Genomic DNA, 16,264 nt, shown 5'->3' on the forward strand with positions numbered 1-16,264 from the left:
AATTGCATCCTGATAAACTACTAGCATCGCTGCGCTTTCCCAGACTTCATCCTTTCAAGAAAATACAACGCATGAAAACGATTCTTCTGTGCTCCGATGGGTCTGCTTTTGCGGACAGCATCTATCGATATGGTGCCTGGTTTGCTCGCAAGTTTCAGGCTCAGACGAAGGTGCTCTTTGTCACCGATATTCGTAGTCAAAAGGTCGTTTCTACGGGCAATTTTACCGGCAGTATCGGTCTGGGGGCATCGGATCAACTGCTAAACGATTTGGTTAACCTGGAGCATGAAAGGGCCAAACTTAATAACCAGCGAGCGCGGTTAATTCTGCAAAACGCCGACGAGGTGCTGAAGACTGAAGGTCTTAAAGAGGTGGAGCTGATCAACCCAACTGGTTTTTTGGTGGACTGCTTCCATGACTTTGAGGCCGAGGCTGACATGGTGGTGCTGGGCAAGCGGGGTGAGGCGGCGGAGTTTGCGTCAGGGCATTTGGGGGCCAATCTTGATCGCATTGTGCGCAGCAGCACTAAGCCCTGCCTGGTCACACCTCAAACCTTTGCTCCAATTGAGCGACTGCTGCTGGCCTACGACGGAAGCCCTACGGGTAAGCGTGTGTTGAATTTCCTGGTGGATAGCGCCGCAGGGTTTAAGGATATTGAGATTCATCTGCTGACGGTGGCTAAGGCGGACTCTGATGCTGCTAAATCACAAGGGCTAGCGGATGCCCAACAGACGTTGCAACAGGCTGGGCTGACGGCAACGACCCAACTCCTCAGTGGCGATCCTGAAAAAGTAATTGGTAGCTATATTGAACAAAATAAAATTAGCCTGTTATTAATGGGTGCCTATGGCCACAACCGCATTCGCCATCTTGTCATTGGTAGTACCACGGTTCAACTGTTGAGAAGTGTTCAGGTGCCGGTGCTTTTATTCCGTTAGGTTTCGTTTTATTGATGGCGATGGCGGTAAGTATTGGCCCATTGATTGGTGCGATCGCAGGTTTCTACGGTGGCCTGATCGGTGTAATCCTGATGCGCTTTACCGATCTATTTCTATCCCTTCCTCAGCTACCCCTGTCCCTGCTGGTGATTTATCTGTTTGGTGATGCTGTGGCCTGCCCTGGGACCCCAGAATGGCACCACAGTGCTCCCCACATGGCAATTTTTCCAGGAGCAGCAACTTTTCTGACGGTTTTGAGCCTTAATTTTATTGGTGACGGCCTTCGGGACAAACGAGATGCAAATTAGGCATTGGCGCAATTCCCCGCTCCCTGGCACCACCCCAAAATAGTTATCCCAACCAAAAAACACTTTAAAGAATGGATTTACCACCAAACTCTTTCTTGTCCGGAATTTCCAAAATAAATCCTTTTAGATATGCAAAACTGCCAAGATTGACCGATATGCCTTCGACAATCTTCAGAGGCTTGAAAAATCTTCTATATTCAAGGCTATCGTGCCATACTTCAACAATTCTAGTGATTCGAGTATGAAGCCTTGACGCAAAACAACAACAATTCTCCGGGAAAGCCCCAGGCATTCATGTAGAACATTCATAGCAAGCTTGAGATTGACAACAATTTGTTGTCTCAAGGGCTAAAGGGTTTCTGCTTGGTATAGCAAACGGCTGAATGCATTCAGCCGTTTGCTGTGTACATAGCTGTTGCTAGTTTAGCTGTTGCTAGTTATAGGTTTCAGCAATAACTGATGTTGTGGACTATATGCGCCAAGCTATATTTATCTGCCAAGCACATTTACTCCTATTGGATGCACGCAGGCTATTTTAGCGAGTTCTCCAATCGTTGTTATAGGTATACACTACCATCATCTCTTGATGGCTCAGCCCATTGATATTGGCATAGCATCAGTTTTACAGTTGCTGTTGTGCCAGCAATATCAGAGGATATGGCCAGGTTCATTCTCTACTCTATAAAGCCCATATCTAGCCCAATATTGGGCTAGATATGGGCTTTATATCGCTTAGGTGAGTTGTTGTACAAAAACATTGAGTCTTTCCATACCCTGCTCAATGGTGGCCATGTCAGTGGCATAGGAGACTCGAATGCCACTGTCGGCACCAAAAGCAACCCCTGGAACAGCTGCAACATATTTTTCATCCAGCAGTCGGTTACAAAAATCTAGGGACGTCAAACCGGTTTTGCTGATATTGATGAACAGATAAAATGCACCATTCGGAATAACGCAGTTGAGCCCAGGAATTGAATTGACTAAATTAACAATGGCGGTACGTCGTTTCGCAAAAGCCTGACGCATGGTTTCGACACAATCCTGGGAGGATTCTAGGGCTGAGATCGCACCATACTGAGCAAACGTGCACACATTTGATGTGCTTTGGCTTTGCAGCGTATTGGCCGCCTTGATCAGTTCCACAGGACCGGCCAAATACCCGAGCCGCCAACCTGTCATGGCATAGGCTTTAGCAAACCCGTTACTGACAATGGTGCGTTTAAACATAGCCTCGCTAACCGCGCCAATACTAAGGTGTTGAGCCCCATCATAGAGAATCTTTTCGTAGATTTCGTCGGCCACTACCCAGATATCATTAGCCACCACCACGTCGGCTAAGGCTCGAACCTCTTCAGGGCTATAAACCATTCCCGTTGGGTTAGATGGGGAGTTGAAAATAAGAAATTTGGTTTTGGGGGTGATGGCCTGTTGCAGCTGTTTTGGGGTGATTTTATAGCCGCTTTCCGCTGTGGTAGGCATAATCACAGGTGTGCCGCCAGCCAGTTTGACTATTTCTGGATAGCTTACCCAGTAGGGCGCTGGGATTAAGACTTCATCCCCCGCCTCAATGGTGATCATCATCAGTGCGTACAAAGAATGTTTGCCGCCGTTGGTAACGATGATATTTTCGGCGTTGTAAGCTAACTTGTTTTCGTTGCGTAGTTTAGTTGCGATCGCACTTCTCAGACGAGGCTCACCAGCTGCGGGACCATAACGTGTCTTTCCCTCATCTAGTGCACGTTTGGCTGCCTCACGTATATGCTCTGGAGTATCAAAATCAGGTTCACCAGCGCTGAAGCTACAAATATCCAGCCCTTCAGCCTTCATTGCTTTTGCCCTAGCAGAAATTGCCAAGGTCATCGAAGGTGTGACTTGCTGCACTCTAGCAGCTAACTTGATACTCATTAGGACGCTGTTGACCCTCGCTTCAAAACCCTATTCTGATTAGCTTAGATCGATTTGTAGTGGAGATTGCAAATCTTTATGATTTGCTTGAATCCTGACCTATAGCAAACTGCTGAATACCTTCAAGAACTTGCTGCGCACACAGCGGTTGCTATTGATAGCTTTCAGCAATAACTGATGTTGTGAACTATGGGTACCCAACGATAAAGTGCGCCAAACGATAGGTGTTTGTCTAAAAAAAAGCTCCCCTAGGATCACTAGAAGAGCAAATGTTCTTGATCTGTGTGAAGGAAACAGTGTGAGGAGAATTTGTCAAGGGCTTAGCCCAGGCAAGATCCCAATGCAAGGAGCACAGTGCGTACAGCAGATTGCCAGTAATTACTGTGTGTCGCTTTTCAGGAACTCCAATTTTGGATTAAATCCGTTTATTGGATTGATTTAATAATCTCCCAGATAAGGCATCCTTGATGTGATTTCGTGGCTCAAAACCTGTGATATTACTAGCCTATGCCGGTGACGTAGGTGATAACTCCCAGTGATATCGATAGTTATTCAGTGGTGAGCGAAATCACTGAATATCCAGGCATGGAGGCATGTCCCTTTCTGGACATGGGGGGCAATCACACCAATAACCAGATTGCTAAGCCCCAGAATGGAATAAATCGTAATCCTCTTAGCCGCCCCCCCACAGGCATAACAGCCCCCATCAGCCAGCTCTGAAATACCCAAAACAGTGCTATATCTACGACAAAGGCCAGAGTGACTCGGTTATGGGTAATTTGCTCTCCCAAATAACTAAAGCGACTTAATGCGCCACCTAATTCAGGTCGGTTAAGGCAAAACCAGATAATGGCCAGATTACCCACTGTTAGGCCTAATGCTCCGAAAAAGCGAGCAAGGATGCCTTTGGTTGGTTCGAGTGTAGTCTCAGGTACTGGCTGCTGGAGGCGTAGAGCCATATAAGGCATTAAAAACACATTGGTGAAAAACATTGCCAGTCCCCAGACCATTAATTTTGGTAGGCGCTGACTACGCTCATCCATCATCATCAGAGGCAGAAACATAAAGATCCAGGCTTCTGCCAGGTTAAAAAAACCTTGCGCAGCTGGATTGACCATCGGCGCTTGTAAGTAACTAACACCTGCAAGATTTAAAAGTGGAAGAATAAAAAAGAAATTAAGTGATTCGTTAGTAATTTCTTGGATAGTATCTGGCTGAATAGCCCAGATGGGTTCCCCGGGTAACCAGTTGGGGGGTGATAGCAGGAGTAGACCCACATACACAATGGTGGCTACCCACAATAGTCTACATAGACTGACTGATTCTTGTTTCGAGGTGGGTAATGTTGATTCAGGGGAGGATGAAGAAGAAGGCATAGTCGAATTTGTCAGGGCTCAATGAACGTTTTGACGTCCTAACCAATAGCGCACTAAAGGCGTAACCAAGCGGATAATAGCAAACGCAGCTTTGCCAGGCTTTAGAGCTGGTTCGACGCAGTCACGGGCAAAAATGAGTTTGCCACTATTTGGGGAAAAGCGATAGAAGCTGACACCGCGCCCATTGGGGAAGGCGATCCCGTCCAATTCGACATGCCAGGTGACCCCAACTGCTAAATCGTCTCCGGCCATATCATCGATCACAAACTGTAAATCCGCTGGTACGGCCTGGCATGACTCAGTAAATAACCCTTGGACTGCTGCTTTGCCCATAAACGTGGCTGAAAAGTTCAGGTCTTCGTAACAGCATTGGTCATCGATCAAGGCTACTGCTTGAGAAACATCTCGATGGTTAATGGCTTCATAGATAGACTGAATGCTATGGACGGCTTGATTCATCTTGATCTGTTCACATTAGTTGGATAACTGTGAGTATAAGAAAAGTTTAATCGCTCAAAAAAATCTTCCTGATACACTACTGTGACTGTTGTCACAACTATTAGTGATTGTTGTCAAAATTGCTGTGCGTATTTGAAAGCCCTATTGTATTTAGGGTTTAGCTACTTAGGAAGAACTTTAATCTTCTTGAAGCTATCCTGAAATCTTCTGGGTATTCTTACTTTTTTATATAAGAAGTTAGGTGTTTTTGCCAGAATAGGTTTAATCGATCATGATGAGCATGTCCTCGAATGTTCCCGCCTTTTAATCAAAACTCCAACAGACGCCGCGCTCATCGCCGTTCCAGGGTAACAACTGATGTGGCGATGTCTACTATTCAAACGCCTGAACAACTTGTGGATGCAGGTTTAGCATTAGCTAGACGGCAGGTTCATCAAGAAGCTCTAGGTTATTTTGAGAGGGCGCTTGCCCTTAGTCCTAATCACCCGCAAGCGCTTAAGCATCGTGCTTTAACGTATGTGCATTTGGGACAAACTCGAGCAGCTTTAGTTGATTTAGATCGGTTGATTGATCTAGATCCTAAAAATTTATGGGCCTATGCTAATCGAGCGATTATTTTTCGTGATTTGGGTCACTATGGTAACGCCGTAAGTGATTTTAGTTATTTGGTCAAATTCGATCAGTCTAAACGTTGGCAGTGGTTGATTTCCCGTGGTACTACATTTAAATTGATGGGTCACTATGATGAGGCCTTACAGGACTTTAATCATTCTCTGAAGTTAAATCCTCATAACAGCTGGGCTATTAGTGCCCGTGACGAAATGGTGCTACAGACGCGGCACTACTCTTAAGAGATTTACAGGCTGATGAACTAGAGGTGTTGTTTGAGACGCTAGTTCATGCTTTAAATACTTAGGAGACTATGGAAGTATGATAGGAAAAGCATCATCAGGGGCTATCACAATTCCATAACAAGTCTTTAAAGTGATGACTCAGGTTACAAGGAATTGACGAGAGAATTTTTGGAAAAGTTACGTCGTGTACTCTGCATTGATCTTGACGTAGTCGTAGCTAAGGTCACAGCCCCAAGCGCTGCCAGTGCCTGCTCCGTTGCCGACATTAATTTCAATGCGTACAGGATGGGCGAGGGCTTCAGCCGTAATTTCCTGACGTTTAATGGTCTGAAAACCATCGGTGCTGATCATATCATTCCCCTGATCTAGACTATGTAAGTCTTGCTGTTTCAGTGCTTGCGAACTGAGGTCTGAGCATTGTTTGAGGTAGGCATGGGCTGCAGGATGATCAAATGCCTGTGGTTGGCCTTGCTTCAACAGAACAAAATCCCCTAGTTTAATCTTCAATTGATTTTGATCTAACGTTACACCAGCTCGACCAGCGGCCCCTGCTATTCTTCCCCAATTTGGGTCACGACCAAAGATTGCTGATTTGACCAAAGAGGAGCCGGCAACGGTACGGGCAATTTGTCGAGCGTCTTGATCACTAGTAGTGCCCGATACTTGAACTTCGATTAAACATGTGGCCCCCTCACCATCGCGAGCAATGCTTTTGGCTAAATGGGTGCATAGCTCTGTCAGCATTGCTTCTAGCCGATCGGCATCTGGCCCTGGAGTGATAGCTGGAGTTTTGGATTGGCCATTGGCAAGGGCGATGACGGTATCGTTGGTACTGGTGTCACCATCGACGGTGATTTGGTTAAAGCTCCGATCAACTGCTCGTGCTAACAGGGTTTGCCAGAGACCAGGAGCAACTGTTGCATCACAGGTTATAAAGGACAGCATGGTTGCCATATTGGGATGGATCATGCCTGAGCCCTTGGCAATGCCGCCGACCCTCACCGGACGGCCATTGATTTTGGTTTCTAAGGCGTAGGTTTTAGTGACTAAATCTGTGGTCACAATGGCTTGGGCAGCGGCATTGTTTCCGTGATCGGAAAGTTGATCCACTAACTTTGGCACATGGGCTAGCAGGGGCTCCATTTTGATGCGTTGACCAATGACACCTGTTGAGGCGATCAGTACTTTCTCGGCGCTGGTGTTGAGAGCCTCGGCTGCTGCCTCGGCCATGGTTACGGCGTCCTCCCAACCTTGCTGACCGGTGCAGGCATTGGCCTGGCCTGAGTTGCAGAAGATAGCGCGGGCTGAAGGCTGACTGTCTAATTGTTGTTGGCAGTAATCTACGCAGGCGGCTCTGACGTGGGATTGAGTATAAACTGCGGCTGCGATCGCATCATTCTCTGAAACAATCAGGGCTAAATCAGGGGCACCCGATGCCTTCAGGCCGGCACTAATACCGGCGGCAGTAAATCCTTTTGGGGCAGTCACGCCACCTGCCACTACCTGCCACTGAGTTTCACCCTGTCCCATGATTATTGTCCCTGTATCTGCTGTTTTGATGAATGCGATCGCAATCTGAGCTTATCCTAAGCTGCGATGAAACACTATCAAAGAGTTAGAACCTATTGCTCTGGATCTCTGATGTTTGGGTCAACGGGTTCCTCTACTAATAAATCTCCTAATATATCAACGTGGTTGCTGATTGCAGTATTAAGAGACTTTCCATGGGTAGCCAACAATGCCAACATATCTTCAGGATTTTTGTTCGATAACAAACAAAAATGATCGATAACAAACTTGAGGGTTTGCCCTAGCTGAATATCTTCACCCACCAATGGTGACAGAGCCTGGGGCCGCATTTGAATCTGTTCACCATTACGTGATTGTTCTCTCACCCACCAGGCAAGAAACTCTAACGTGAGCCAGCCAGCTCGGTCATAAGACAGAATAACATCCGTATTGGCCCAAGCTTCGTTGGGTAGACCACCTTGGGTTCGGAGCAGCAGCGCATGGGGTAAATCTCCCATTTTTCCTGGCAACCCATAGTCTTCCAGGGGAATCTTATTTAAGGGCTTTAACCCCGTATTCACCTCCATGACACCTCGAAAGCGATAGAGTGCTTGATGGAAGATTTTTACCTGATCCGGATAATCAGTCATAAAAGGTTCTCTCTTTCCGGAGGACAGCCAGCTTAGCCCATCATTTGGTTAACAAAGTTGGTGTATACCTCACCTTTGAGAAATTCAGGACGCTCCAATACTTGCTGGTGAAAACCAATGGTGGTGGGTAGGCCAGTGATGGCACATTCTCTCAAAGCCCGTTTCATCCGTTGAATGGCAGTGGTACGATTGGGACCCCAAACAATTAATTTGCCAATGAGAGAATCATAGTAAGGAGGAATCTCGTAGTCAGTATATACATGGGAATCCATTCGTACCCCGAGGCCACCTGGGGCTAAGTAGCCACTAATGCGACCGGGATTGGGGCGAAAATTATGATCAGGGTCCTCCGCATTGATCCGACATTCAATGGAATGTCCCTTTAAGGTGATGTCATTTTGCTTAAATGACAGGCGTTCTCCCTGGGCAACACGGATTTGCTCAGCAATTAAGTCGATGCCAGTCACCATTTCGGTAACAGGATGCTCTACCTGAATACGAGTATTCATTTCCATAAAGTAGAAATTTCCCTGGCTATCCACCAAGAACTCGACGGTGCCTGCCCCAACATAATTGATGGCTTTAGCCGCCCTCACCGCTGCTTTCCCCATTTTTTGCCGCAAATCTGGGCTGAGGGCAGGGCTAGGAGCTTCTTCGAGTAATTTCTGGTGGCGACGCTGAATCGAGCAATCCCGCTCCCCCAGATGCACCACATTGCCGTAGCTGTCTGCCAAAATTTGAAACTCGATGTGGCGGGGATTTTCTACAAACTTTTCTAGATAGATGCCGCCGTTACCAAAGGCTGCCTCTGCTTCACCTTGAGCAGAGAGAAATAACTTCGTCATCTCATCGGCTTGACGCACGAGGCGCATGCCGCGACCGCCACCACCAGCCGTGGCCTTGACCATCACGGGATAGCCGATGTCTGCGGCTAACGTCATCGCGTCTTCGGGGGTGTTTAATAGACCTTTGCTGCCAGGAACTGTGGGTACCTTAACCCGTTGCATGGTTGACTTAGCGGTGGATTTGTCCCCCATCGCCCGCATTGCTGCTGCCGAGGGACCAATAAATACAATTTTATGGTCAGCGCAAATATCAACGAAGCGATCGTTCTCTGCTAAGAAACCATAGCCAGGGTGGATAGCACTGGCACCCGTTGTCATGGCGGCAGCAATAATATTAGGAACGTTTAGATAGCTGCGACTGCTGGGTGCTTCGCCAATACAGATAGCTTCATCGGCTAGCTGTACATGGAGAGCGTGGCGATCAATAGTGGAATGGACAGCTACTGTAGCTATTCCCATTTCCTCACAGGTGCGTAAAATTCGCAGCGCGATTTCACCTCGGTTCGCAATCAAGATTTTCGAAAAGCGCATCAGCCAGCCACTACCCTAAGGAAACTTTTTATCTATGTGCATCATATGACGGAAGCTGATCGTACCACGTGGGCTATTTCTCCCCAGAAGAGATGGGGCAAATTGAGTCGAGAAAATCTCGTTACTGAAGGGGCTGTTTGTGGTTTACTGTTATATGCTGTTATGCATTTTTTTAACAGCAAGCTGCTTCAGCAGTATTCTGCGGATGTGGTGGAATTGGTAGACACGCACGCTTGAGGGGCGTGTGGCTTATGCCATGCGAGTTCGATTCTCGCCATCCGCATTAATTATTTGGTCTAGATTTGGTCTAGTTTTTAGATCTGTATAGTTCTTTTGTATTAGGGGTGTGGTTTTAGCTGCACCCCTAAGCGTTTGGAATACGTTTGATGCCCCTGTCTAAGTCAGCCATCATCACCCGCTGCACAGCTCAGGCCAAGCGTATATCATGAAAACAGTCATGAATTTTTGTAAACAGTTTTGACTTCAACGCTCGGACCGTCACCCAAGGCTCAGAAAACGACTGGCTGGTATTCTCTGGATATGCTCTGGCAAGGGGATGAGGCGGTTGTTAAGAAAGGATTGCCCCACGATCAGCTATCACCAGCGTGGCAGATTCTGATGCTGGGTGATGGTTCTCCTACGCGGCATCTACAACTGTTGACCCGAGAGCCCACAGAGGTTGATGTCATTGAAATGTCTTTAGTGGGCATGGCCAATGATGGAGCCCCCGATATCATTAGCTATGTACCGGGTCCTCGTCTCAGGCGACAGGTGTGGTTACGAACAGCATCGGGGCAGCGGCTAGCCTATGCCACATCCTGGTGGGAAGCTAGCCATGTGGATGAATACCTGAAGAACCGTTCGCTACCAATTTGGGCCAGTCTGGCTAATTTGCGCACCGAACTTTATCGAGATATTCAAGGAATTTATTATGGTTGGAGCCCACCGTTAGAAGCTGCCTTTGGTCAAAAAGGTCCGTTTTGGGGCCGTCATTATTTGTTTTGGCACCATGGTAAACCGCTGACCCTGATTTACGAGGTGTTTTCGCCATACCTTATGCGTTATTTGGGTCCCATGCGTTCCGAAACGAGCCATCGGTAAGGATAAAACGCTGAGGTTAATGGTTTTCGGGGTGGGAAATTTGATTACGCCGTTTACGGCATCGATCCGAGCAATATTTCACTTCATCCCAGCAATCGGCCCATTTTTTGCGCCAGGTGAAAGAACGCTGGCAAACGGCACATATTTTTTCAGGTAAATCAGACTTGCGACGCTGACGAGGCATTTTGGTAGTTTTCTAAGGTGCACGGTATGCTCAGAACCTAGTCTAAAGGGCATTTCTTATGGTGCCTGCCTATTTAGCGCTTTTGCGATCGCATGTCCCCTGACACCCCTTTTCCCAATCTCAGCATTGTCTTAGTCGAACCGGCTGGCCCACTTAATATTGGGTCAATAGCGCGGGTGATGAAAAATTTTGGATTATCCCAACTCGTTTTGGTCAACCCCCAATGCGATCCTTTTAGTGACGATGCCAGGCAAATGGCGGTCCATGCCTATGACTTGATTGAGTCATCGAAGACAGTGGCTACATTGCCGGATGCTCTGGTGGGGTGTCAGCGTGCGATCGCAACCACAGCCCGCCGTCGAGATTTGCAAACACCCCTTGAATCCCCCGAAGTTGCCCTGCCTTGGCTGCTGGAAACGGGAGCCACCGCACTGATCTTTGGGCCTGAAGATCGAGGCCTGAACAATGATGAAATGCTGCAGGCTCAACGGTTTATTAAAATTGATACCCATCCGACCTACGAGTCTTTAAACTTAGCTCAAGCGGTTGCTATTTGTTGTTATGAGTTATCTCGGGTAGGGCAGCGACCTCAGCAAACACCACCTGAGCCAATCGTGAGTGAACAAGCTAATGTGGTGGCTGCCACCCTAGACGAGCTTGATGGGTACTATCACCATTTAGAGTCGATTTTGTTGAAAATCGGCTATCTTTATCCCCATACAGCTCCTAGTCGTATGCGAAAGTTTCGACAACTGGGCCATCGTGCCGCCTTGTCTACTCAAGATGTTGCTATGCTACGCGGTATCTTACGGCAGATAGACTGGGCTACCACACATCAGGGAATTGATTCAAACGCCCCCTAGCCATGCAATCAGTTTTCACGCTGGGGTAACGATTAGCCATGTGTTCTCACCTATGACGGATCCACAGCAGCCTTATCCTAAATCACGTCGAACTGGTCGACCGCGACGGCAGCGTCGGTCGGCTTCCTTGGGGCGACCAGCGGACCGATCACGAGGGTCGTCCAGACGAGCCAGGTCCAATGCCTCGGGTGGCATGTTCGGTGACATGGTTGATCCGTCACGGCATGTCCGCCGCACTCGTCGGAACGCTCGGTCTACCTGGCCCCCTCAGCCTAAAGCTTCTTTATTACCTAGGTTGCCGAAACCATTGGTCTACGGCATTAGACTGCTGATTATTGGTTTGGGTGTGGCTGCGATCGCGGGTACGGTGCTGTCAGTACTTACACCTGCTGATGACCAGTCAACCACGAGCACCGCTGCTGAAACTCAGTCGGCAGTTACCGTAACAGCGGCTCCTGACAATGACGTGCTGGTAGTTACCCGGGAACTGACAGCTCTAAAAACCAAGTTGGAGGAGTTACAGGAACTGATTCCTGAATTAACGCCGACAATCTATGTCTTTGATCTAGATACAGGCAACTATGTAGAGGTGGCCGGTAATGCCGAAACGCCAGCAGCTAGTACTATAAAGCTACCGATTCTGATTGCCTTTTTTAAGGCGGTGGATGAGGGACGCATCACCGTTGATCAAGCATTAGCTATGCAGTCTAACCAAATTGCTGGTGGGTCTGGTGATATGCAAGGACAGCCTCCAGGCACCCGATATACCGCATTGGAAGTGGCCACCCAAATGATCATCAATAGCGATAATACCGCTACCAATATGATGATCGATCTATTGGGTGGTCCCCAGGTTCTCAATCAGCAGTTTGCCGATTGGGGATTGACGATGACGATTCTGCGCAATCCCTTGCCAGATATAGAGGGCACGAACACGACCAGTGCTCAAGATCTAGTACGAATGATTGCCCATCTTCATAAAGGGGATATTTTAAGCCTGCGCTCCCGCGACCGGGTGATGAATATTTTGCAGCGGACCTACAATAAGAAGCTACTGCCTGCGGGCGTGAGTGAAACCACTATCAGCTATAACAAAACTGGCAATATTGGTGAAGTGCTCGGGGATGTGGCTCTGATGGATCTTGCCAATGGCAAGCGGTATGCGATCGCGGCCCTAGTCCGTCGCCCTGAAAATGATGGTCGAGCTCAAGAATTGATCCGACGTATTTCGCAGGCAGTGTATCAGACGATGAACCAATCTGCGCCTGTGCCACTGCCTGTAGGTACATCTACCGAAACTGAGCCAGATCTGCAACCCAATGGTGAGGTCCCTGGTTCAAACGTCCCTAACCCCCAAGAACAAATTTAAGCTCTACTTAAAATTTGTTCAAAATCTCATTAATTTCGTGTATTTGCCAAAAACTGTATGAATACAGTTGACAAGGTAGACATCTTTGATACACTTTGTCACACAAGTTCGGGGATTTAGTAGTCCATCTACACTCTGATACCTGTGAGCGCTAGAGGAATATGGTCAATACCCCTGTCGATATTAATCAGGTAAGACAATCAGCTGCTACTGGGCATTTTCGGTCCATAGCCTTGTGGCTCAACTACCCGCTGGTGCCCCAGTCTATTTATGCGCGGGTTCAAACCGACCAGTATTCAGGATATTTGCAAGTTTTACTAGAGTTTGAGCGTCCTCCCAAAAAGGATGTACTGATTCGATTTGTCTGTAATCGGCTTTGCCAGCTAGAGTCGAAGGTTATTCGGGGTGTTGCTTTGATCGGTCGTTTGGTGGGTACCGATCAGCCTCTGTGGCAGCAGCGAGTGAAATTAAGTCAGCGTAAACAACGTGCAACTGTTCAACAGCCCAGCCAAGACACGGCAGCAGCCCCTGTCACAACACCTTCCTTGGCACCTGAACCTGCGGTGACTGAGCAGGTCGTGACGCCCGAGGTCTCCGATGCTCAAGCAGAAACCATAACCGCTACCACTTACGGTGGCGAGACACTGAAGACAGTTCCGTCTTACCTCATTCCTCGTGAAACGAATTTACAAGAACGACGACGGCGGCCTAACCGTAGTGTGGCTCCCTTTCCGTTAGTACAAATTCGTTCCACCGATATTGACAGTACTCAAACCTCAACTCAGCGCCGCATGAATCGCCGCCGTCTTACACCTAAAGACGTTATTGAGCACCAGTTCAAATACATGAGGGCGATTGTCGTTACTGGCTCCGCTGCTGCTGCCTTTATCCTGGGCTGTGTGACTGAGGCTGTTTTCTCCCAACGTGGCCAAGTGGCTCAGAAGCAGTCGCCGTCTCTACCTACCTTCAAGGAAGGTGGATGGCGTCCCCTTAGTGACGTAGAAACTCAGGAGATTGCCTATCGTTCCGCGATGCGAGGACCGGCAGTCTCCGCTGCTCTAGAACCCGTTGCTGTGATGTCCCATGAGCCCAGCAGTAGCCCTGAAAATCCTACGGTTACACTGGTTTTTGGTGGAGAAGTGCCCGTGGGTGATGTCCCATTACAAACTCCCGATGCTGTGGAAGAAGTCTTGGGTGAACTAGAGGCTTTTCGAGAAGCTGATGTGGCTATGGTAGGTCTCGGGAATTCCCTGGCCAGCGCCGATACCTCGCTGCAAGAAAATTACTTTGAACGTTCTCGTCCCGATGCGGCGGATGCCCTCCTCAAAGGGGGAATTGATATTGTGGGGCTGACTAGCGACCAAACAATGGATTTTGGTAGCCATGGTTTGACAGAGACCATAAAAACTTTGGACGGTGTTGGCATCTATCGAGTGGGGGCCGGTCGTAATCAGCAGGAGGCCCGTCGTCCAGAAGTTTTAGAGGTCAAAGGTCAGCGCATTGCCTACTTAAATTACGCTCCGGATAGTGATGATGCGGCGACCCTAAATCGAGCTGGCCTGAATATTCAGGAGCGAGACAACATTGTGGCAGATATTGCTGCTCTGCGTGAGGCTGTGGATTGGATAGTTGTGAATTATCGCTGGTACGGAGACTTAGCAGCAGAGCCCAATGCACAGCAGGTTAATTTGTCTAGATCTGCAATTGATGCCGGTGCTGACTTAGTAGTTGGCTATCATGCTCAACAGTTGCAGGGGGCTGAACTCTATAAATCTCGACCTATTGTCTACGCTTTGGGGGATTTTATTTTTGAAGAGGAACCCCTGAGCGATCATGACACGGCTGCTTTGCGGGTTTCTCTGCGGGAAAACCAAATGAAAGTAGAGTTCCTCCCTGTCAGTGTTAGGGAGGCTCGACCAAAGACTGCCTCTGGGGAAACGGCTAGAGCTATTCTCAAGCAGATTCGTCAAGCATCTAATACGTTGCCATCGCCGTTGCAGTTTCCCGCCATTTTAGAGGCCACTCCTCCAACGGAGCCTTTGCTAAAACCTGAAAAGCCTGTGGCTCCCCTGAAAACATTAGGTGAGCTAGAGCCTGGGCCGTTGTCGGATAGTCAAAACCCTTTGGAAGGGGAGTTCATACAGCCAGAGAGTTTTCCCCCTGATACCTTTGACGGTTTTGCCCCTGGGTTTGAAAGTTTTGAGTCAGAGATCTTGGATTCAGAGACCTTTTCAAATACCTCTGATGGATTTACCGTTGAACCAGAGGTATCTGAGCGTAATGTAGCTGAGCCCAATCCATTTGAACCTCGTAATCTAGAGTCAGAGAGCTGGAGTGATGGTCTGGCACCTGCCCAAACTATGAACGAGAACGGCCCTCTAGAAGAATCAGGTCTTTTAGAGGGCAATAGCCCTTTAGATAGCTTTAACACTCAGCCCGATAGTGAGCCCGCTTTTGATAATGCCGTGCCTTATGAGATATGGGAATCACCTGCACCCATTAATCCTAATGCTGCACCGAAGCGAGACACTAACCCTAACGTCATTGATAATGGCACCGGTATGGAGTTAATACCCCAGCAGGAAGGGGATGATATTCTGGCTCCCAATGATGAGCCTTTGCCGGGCTATGACATGTTGGAAAATTGGGGTGAAAAATCATCTCCCCACAAAGAATTTAATCCTATCCAGGAACGTTTGAATAACTTTGACCCATCTGAGGTTGACGTTCCTACTGCATCTCCTGATGATGTCTTTCCTATAGGGGCTCCAGAGGTGTCTGTAGAGCCTGATGATGAAACTGAAGACATAAGGGATACATCGGGTGCTATCTCTCCCCATGATGAGCCCTTGGTAGGACCTCTTGGGTAGTTTTTAGATAACAGTAACGTTTGAATATACTTATAGGCACTCTCTGGTTGCTAGAGCTACATTGACGAAGAATTATTGATGTTTTGTATGTTAACGATATACAAAACATAATGGTTCGATACATCACTGTGCTCATTTGTTAGAACGAGACAGGCATTTGCTCTTAGTAAAAGAAAACGTGGGCAAACTCTTGAAACTCTTCCTCCAAAAGGGTTTTAAGATCTGTTTCAGAAATGTACATAGTACATGTGAACTCAGTATTTCTTCGGTTTTGATACAAGGGGTTTACCACTTCGTAAAAGATTCGGGTATACTTTTACTTTCTCACCCTAATCCTTGTAGAAAGCTTAGAAATACGGGTAAGCGCGCAGATTTTTGAGACAAAAGGCACATTCGTGAGCCGTTTTATACTGATGTTGTGCAGGGGCTCGGAAGAAAGAACATAGGCAGGTCAATATAAATTGAGCCAGCCAATCATGTTGTAATCTTTGTGAGATTTATA

Annotated in this window: 14 protein-coding genes, 1 tRNA gene and 1 pseudogene; 8 read left to right on the forward strand and 8 right to left on the reverse strand. The window is 47.8% G+C overall.

What is annotated here, in order from left to right; all coding sequences use genetic code 11:
* Positions 1 to 71: 71 nt before the first annotated feature.
* The gene (locus SPB21_RS28705; RefSeq protein WP_163697666.1) at positions 72 to 938 is read left to right on the forward strand and encodes a universal stress protein; all 867 of its coding nucleotides are present in this window, start codon (positions 72 to 74) and stop codon (positions 936 to 938) included.
* A gap of 14 nt (positions 939 to 952) precedes the next feature.
* Positions 953 to 1,246 (forward strand): annotated as a pseudogene (locus SPB21_RS28710) (hypothetical protein); the annotation flags it as partial.
* Between the two features lie 732 nt (positions 1,247 to 1,978).
* Here the strand turns inward: SPB21_RS28710 and SPB21_RS28715 are convergent.
* The 3 genes from SPB21_RS28715 to SPB21_RS28725 all read right to left on the reverse strand — a co-directional run bounded on the left by SPB21_RS28715 (position 1,979) and on the right by SPB21_RS28725 (position 4,986).
* Positions 1,979 to 3,145: a pyridoxal phosphate-dependent aminotransferase gene (locus tag SPB21_RS28715; protein WP_499868758.1), complete on the reverse strand. Its 1,167-nt coding sequence runs from the start codon at positions 3,143 to 3,145 to the stop codon at positions 1,979 to 1,981.
* A gap of 626 nt (positions 3,146 to 3,771) precedes the next feature.
* A complete protein-coding gene (locus tag SPB21_RS28720) occupies positions 3,772 to 4,527 on the reverse strand; it encodes a hypothetical protein (protein ID WP_499868419.1) in 756 nt (251 codons plus the stop codon).
* A gap of 18 nt (positions 4,528 to 4,545) precedes the next feature.
* Positions 4,546 to 4,986: a nuclear transport factor 2 family protein gene (locus SPB21_RS28725; protein WP_163664709.1), complete on the reverse strand. Its 441-nt coding sequence runs from the start codon at positions 4,984 to 4,986 to the stop codon at positions 4,546 to 4,548.
* Between the two features lie 290 nt (positions 4,987 to 5,276).
* Here SPB21_RS28725 and SPB21_RS28730 point away from each other — a divergent pair, with 290 nt between their 5' ends.
* Positions 5,277 to 5,837 (forward strand): tetratricopeptide repeat protein, encoded by a 561-nt coding sequence (locus SPB21_RS28730; protein WP_499056978.1) that lies wholly within the window; start codon positions 5,277 to 5,279, stop codon positions 5,835 to 5,837.
* A gap of 180 nt (positions 5,838 to 6,017) precedes the next feature.
* On the opposite strand, the gene argJ is transcribed toward SPB21_RS28730, so the two are convergent.
* The 3 genes from argJ to accC all read right to left on the reverse strand — a co-directional run bounded on the left by argJ (position 6,018) and on the right by accC (position 9,375).
* A complete protein-coding gene (gene argJ, locus SPB21_RS28735) occupies positions 6,018 to 7,370 on the reverse strand; it encodes a bifunctional ornithine acetyltransferase/N-acetylglutamate synthase (protein ID WP_163697659.1) in 1,353 nt (450 codons plus the stop codon).
* 92 nt (positions 7,371 to 7,462) lie between these two features.
* Positions 7,463 to 7,999, reverse strand: a complete 537-nt coding sequence (locus SPB21_RS28740) for a hypothetical protein (protein WP_163664714.1) — start codon at positions 7,997 to 7,999, stop codon at positions 7,463 to 7,465.
* Positions 8,000 to 8,031: 32 nt separating this feature from the next.
* Positions 8,032 to 9,375, reverse strand: a complete 1,344-nt coding sequence (gene accC / locus SPB21_RS28745; RefSeq protein ID WP_163664716.1) for an acetyl-CoA carboxylase biotin carboxylase subunit — start codon at positions 9,373 to 9,375, stop codon at positions 8,032 to 8,034.
* A 201-nt stretch (positions 9,376 to 9,576) separates the two neighbouring features.
* Between accC and SPB21_RS28750 the strand changes: the two genes are divergently transcribed.
* Positions 9,577 to 9,658: transfer RNA gene (locus SPB21_RS28750), tRNA-Leu, on the forward strand.
* A gap of 194 nt (positions 9,659 to 9,852) precedes the next feature.
* Positions 9,853 to 10,476 carry a chorismate lyase gene (locus tag SPB21_RS28755; protein ID WP_431732023.1) on the forward strand — a complete coding sequence of 208 codons (624 nt, stop codon included), beginning with the start codon at positions 9,853 to 9,855 and terminating at the stop codon, positions 10,474 to 10,476.
* Positions 10,477 to 10,492: 16 nt separating this feature from the next.
* Here SPB21_RS28755 and SPB21_RS28760 read toward each other — a convergent pair whose 3' ends face one another.
* The gene (locus SPB21_RS28760) at positions 10,493 to 10,660 is read right to left on the reverse strand and encodes a DUF2256 domain-containing protein (protein ID WP_163664717.1); all 168 of its coding nucleotides are present in this window, start codon (positions 10,658 to 10,660) and stop codon (positions 10,493 to 10,495) included.
* Positions 10,661 to 10,752: 92 nt separating this feature from the next.
* Between SPB21_RS28760 and SPB21_RS28765 the strand changes: the two genes are divergently transcribed.
* Positions 10,753 to 11,523 carry an RNA methyltransferase gene (locus SPB21_RS28765; RefSeq protein WP_163664718.1) on the forward strand — a complete coding sequence of 257 codons (771 nt, stop codon included), beginning with the start codon at positions 10,753 to 10,755 and terminating at the stop codon, positions 11,521 to 11,523.
* A 72-nt stretch (positions 11,524 to 11,595) separates the two neighbouring features.
* Here SPB21_RS28765 and SPB21_RS28770 read toward each other — a convergent pair whose 3' ends face one another.
* The gene (locus SPB21_RS28770; protein ID WP_284681984.1) at positions 11,596 to 11,730 is read right to left on the reverse strand and encodes a hypothetical protein; all 135 of its coding nucleotides are present in this window, start codon (positions 11,728 to 11,730) and stop codon (positions 11,596 to 11,598) included.
* On the opposite strand from SPB21_RS28770, the gene SPB21_RS28775 reads away from it, so the two are divergent.
* Positions 11,729 to 12,892, forward strand: coding sequence for a serine hydrolase (locus SPB21_RS28775; protein ID WP_499868423.1), 1,164 nt, complete (start codon positions 11,729 to 11,731; stop codon positions 12,890 to 12,892). The genes SPB21_RS28770 and SPB21_RS28775 overlap by 2 nt on opposite strands.
* Positions 12,893 to 13,053: 161 nt before the next feature.
* Positions 13,054 to 15,762, forward strand: coding sequence for a CapA family protein (locus tag SPB21_RS28780; protein ID WP_499868425.1), 2,709 nt, complete (start codon positions 13,054 to 13,056; stop codon positions 15,760 to 15,762).
* Positions 15,763 to 16,264 lie beyond the last annotated feature (502 nt).

Source organism: Leptothoe sp. ISB3NOV94-8A (assembly GCF_043421595.1).
GTDB lineage: Bacteria > Cyanobacteriota > Cyanobacteriia > Phormidesmidales > Phormidesmidaceae > Leptothoe > Leptothoe turfae.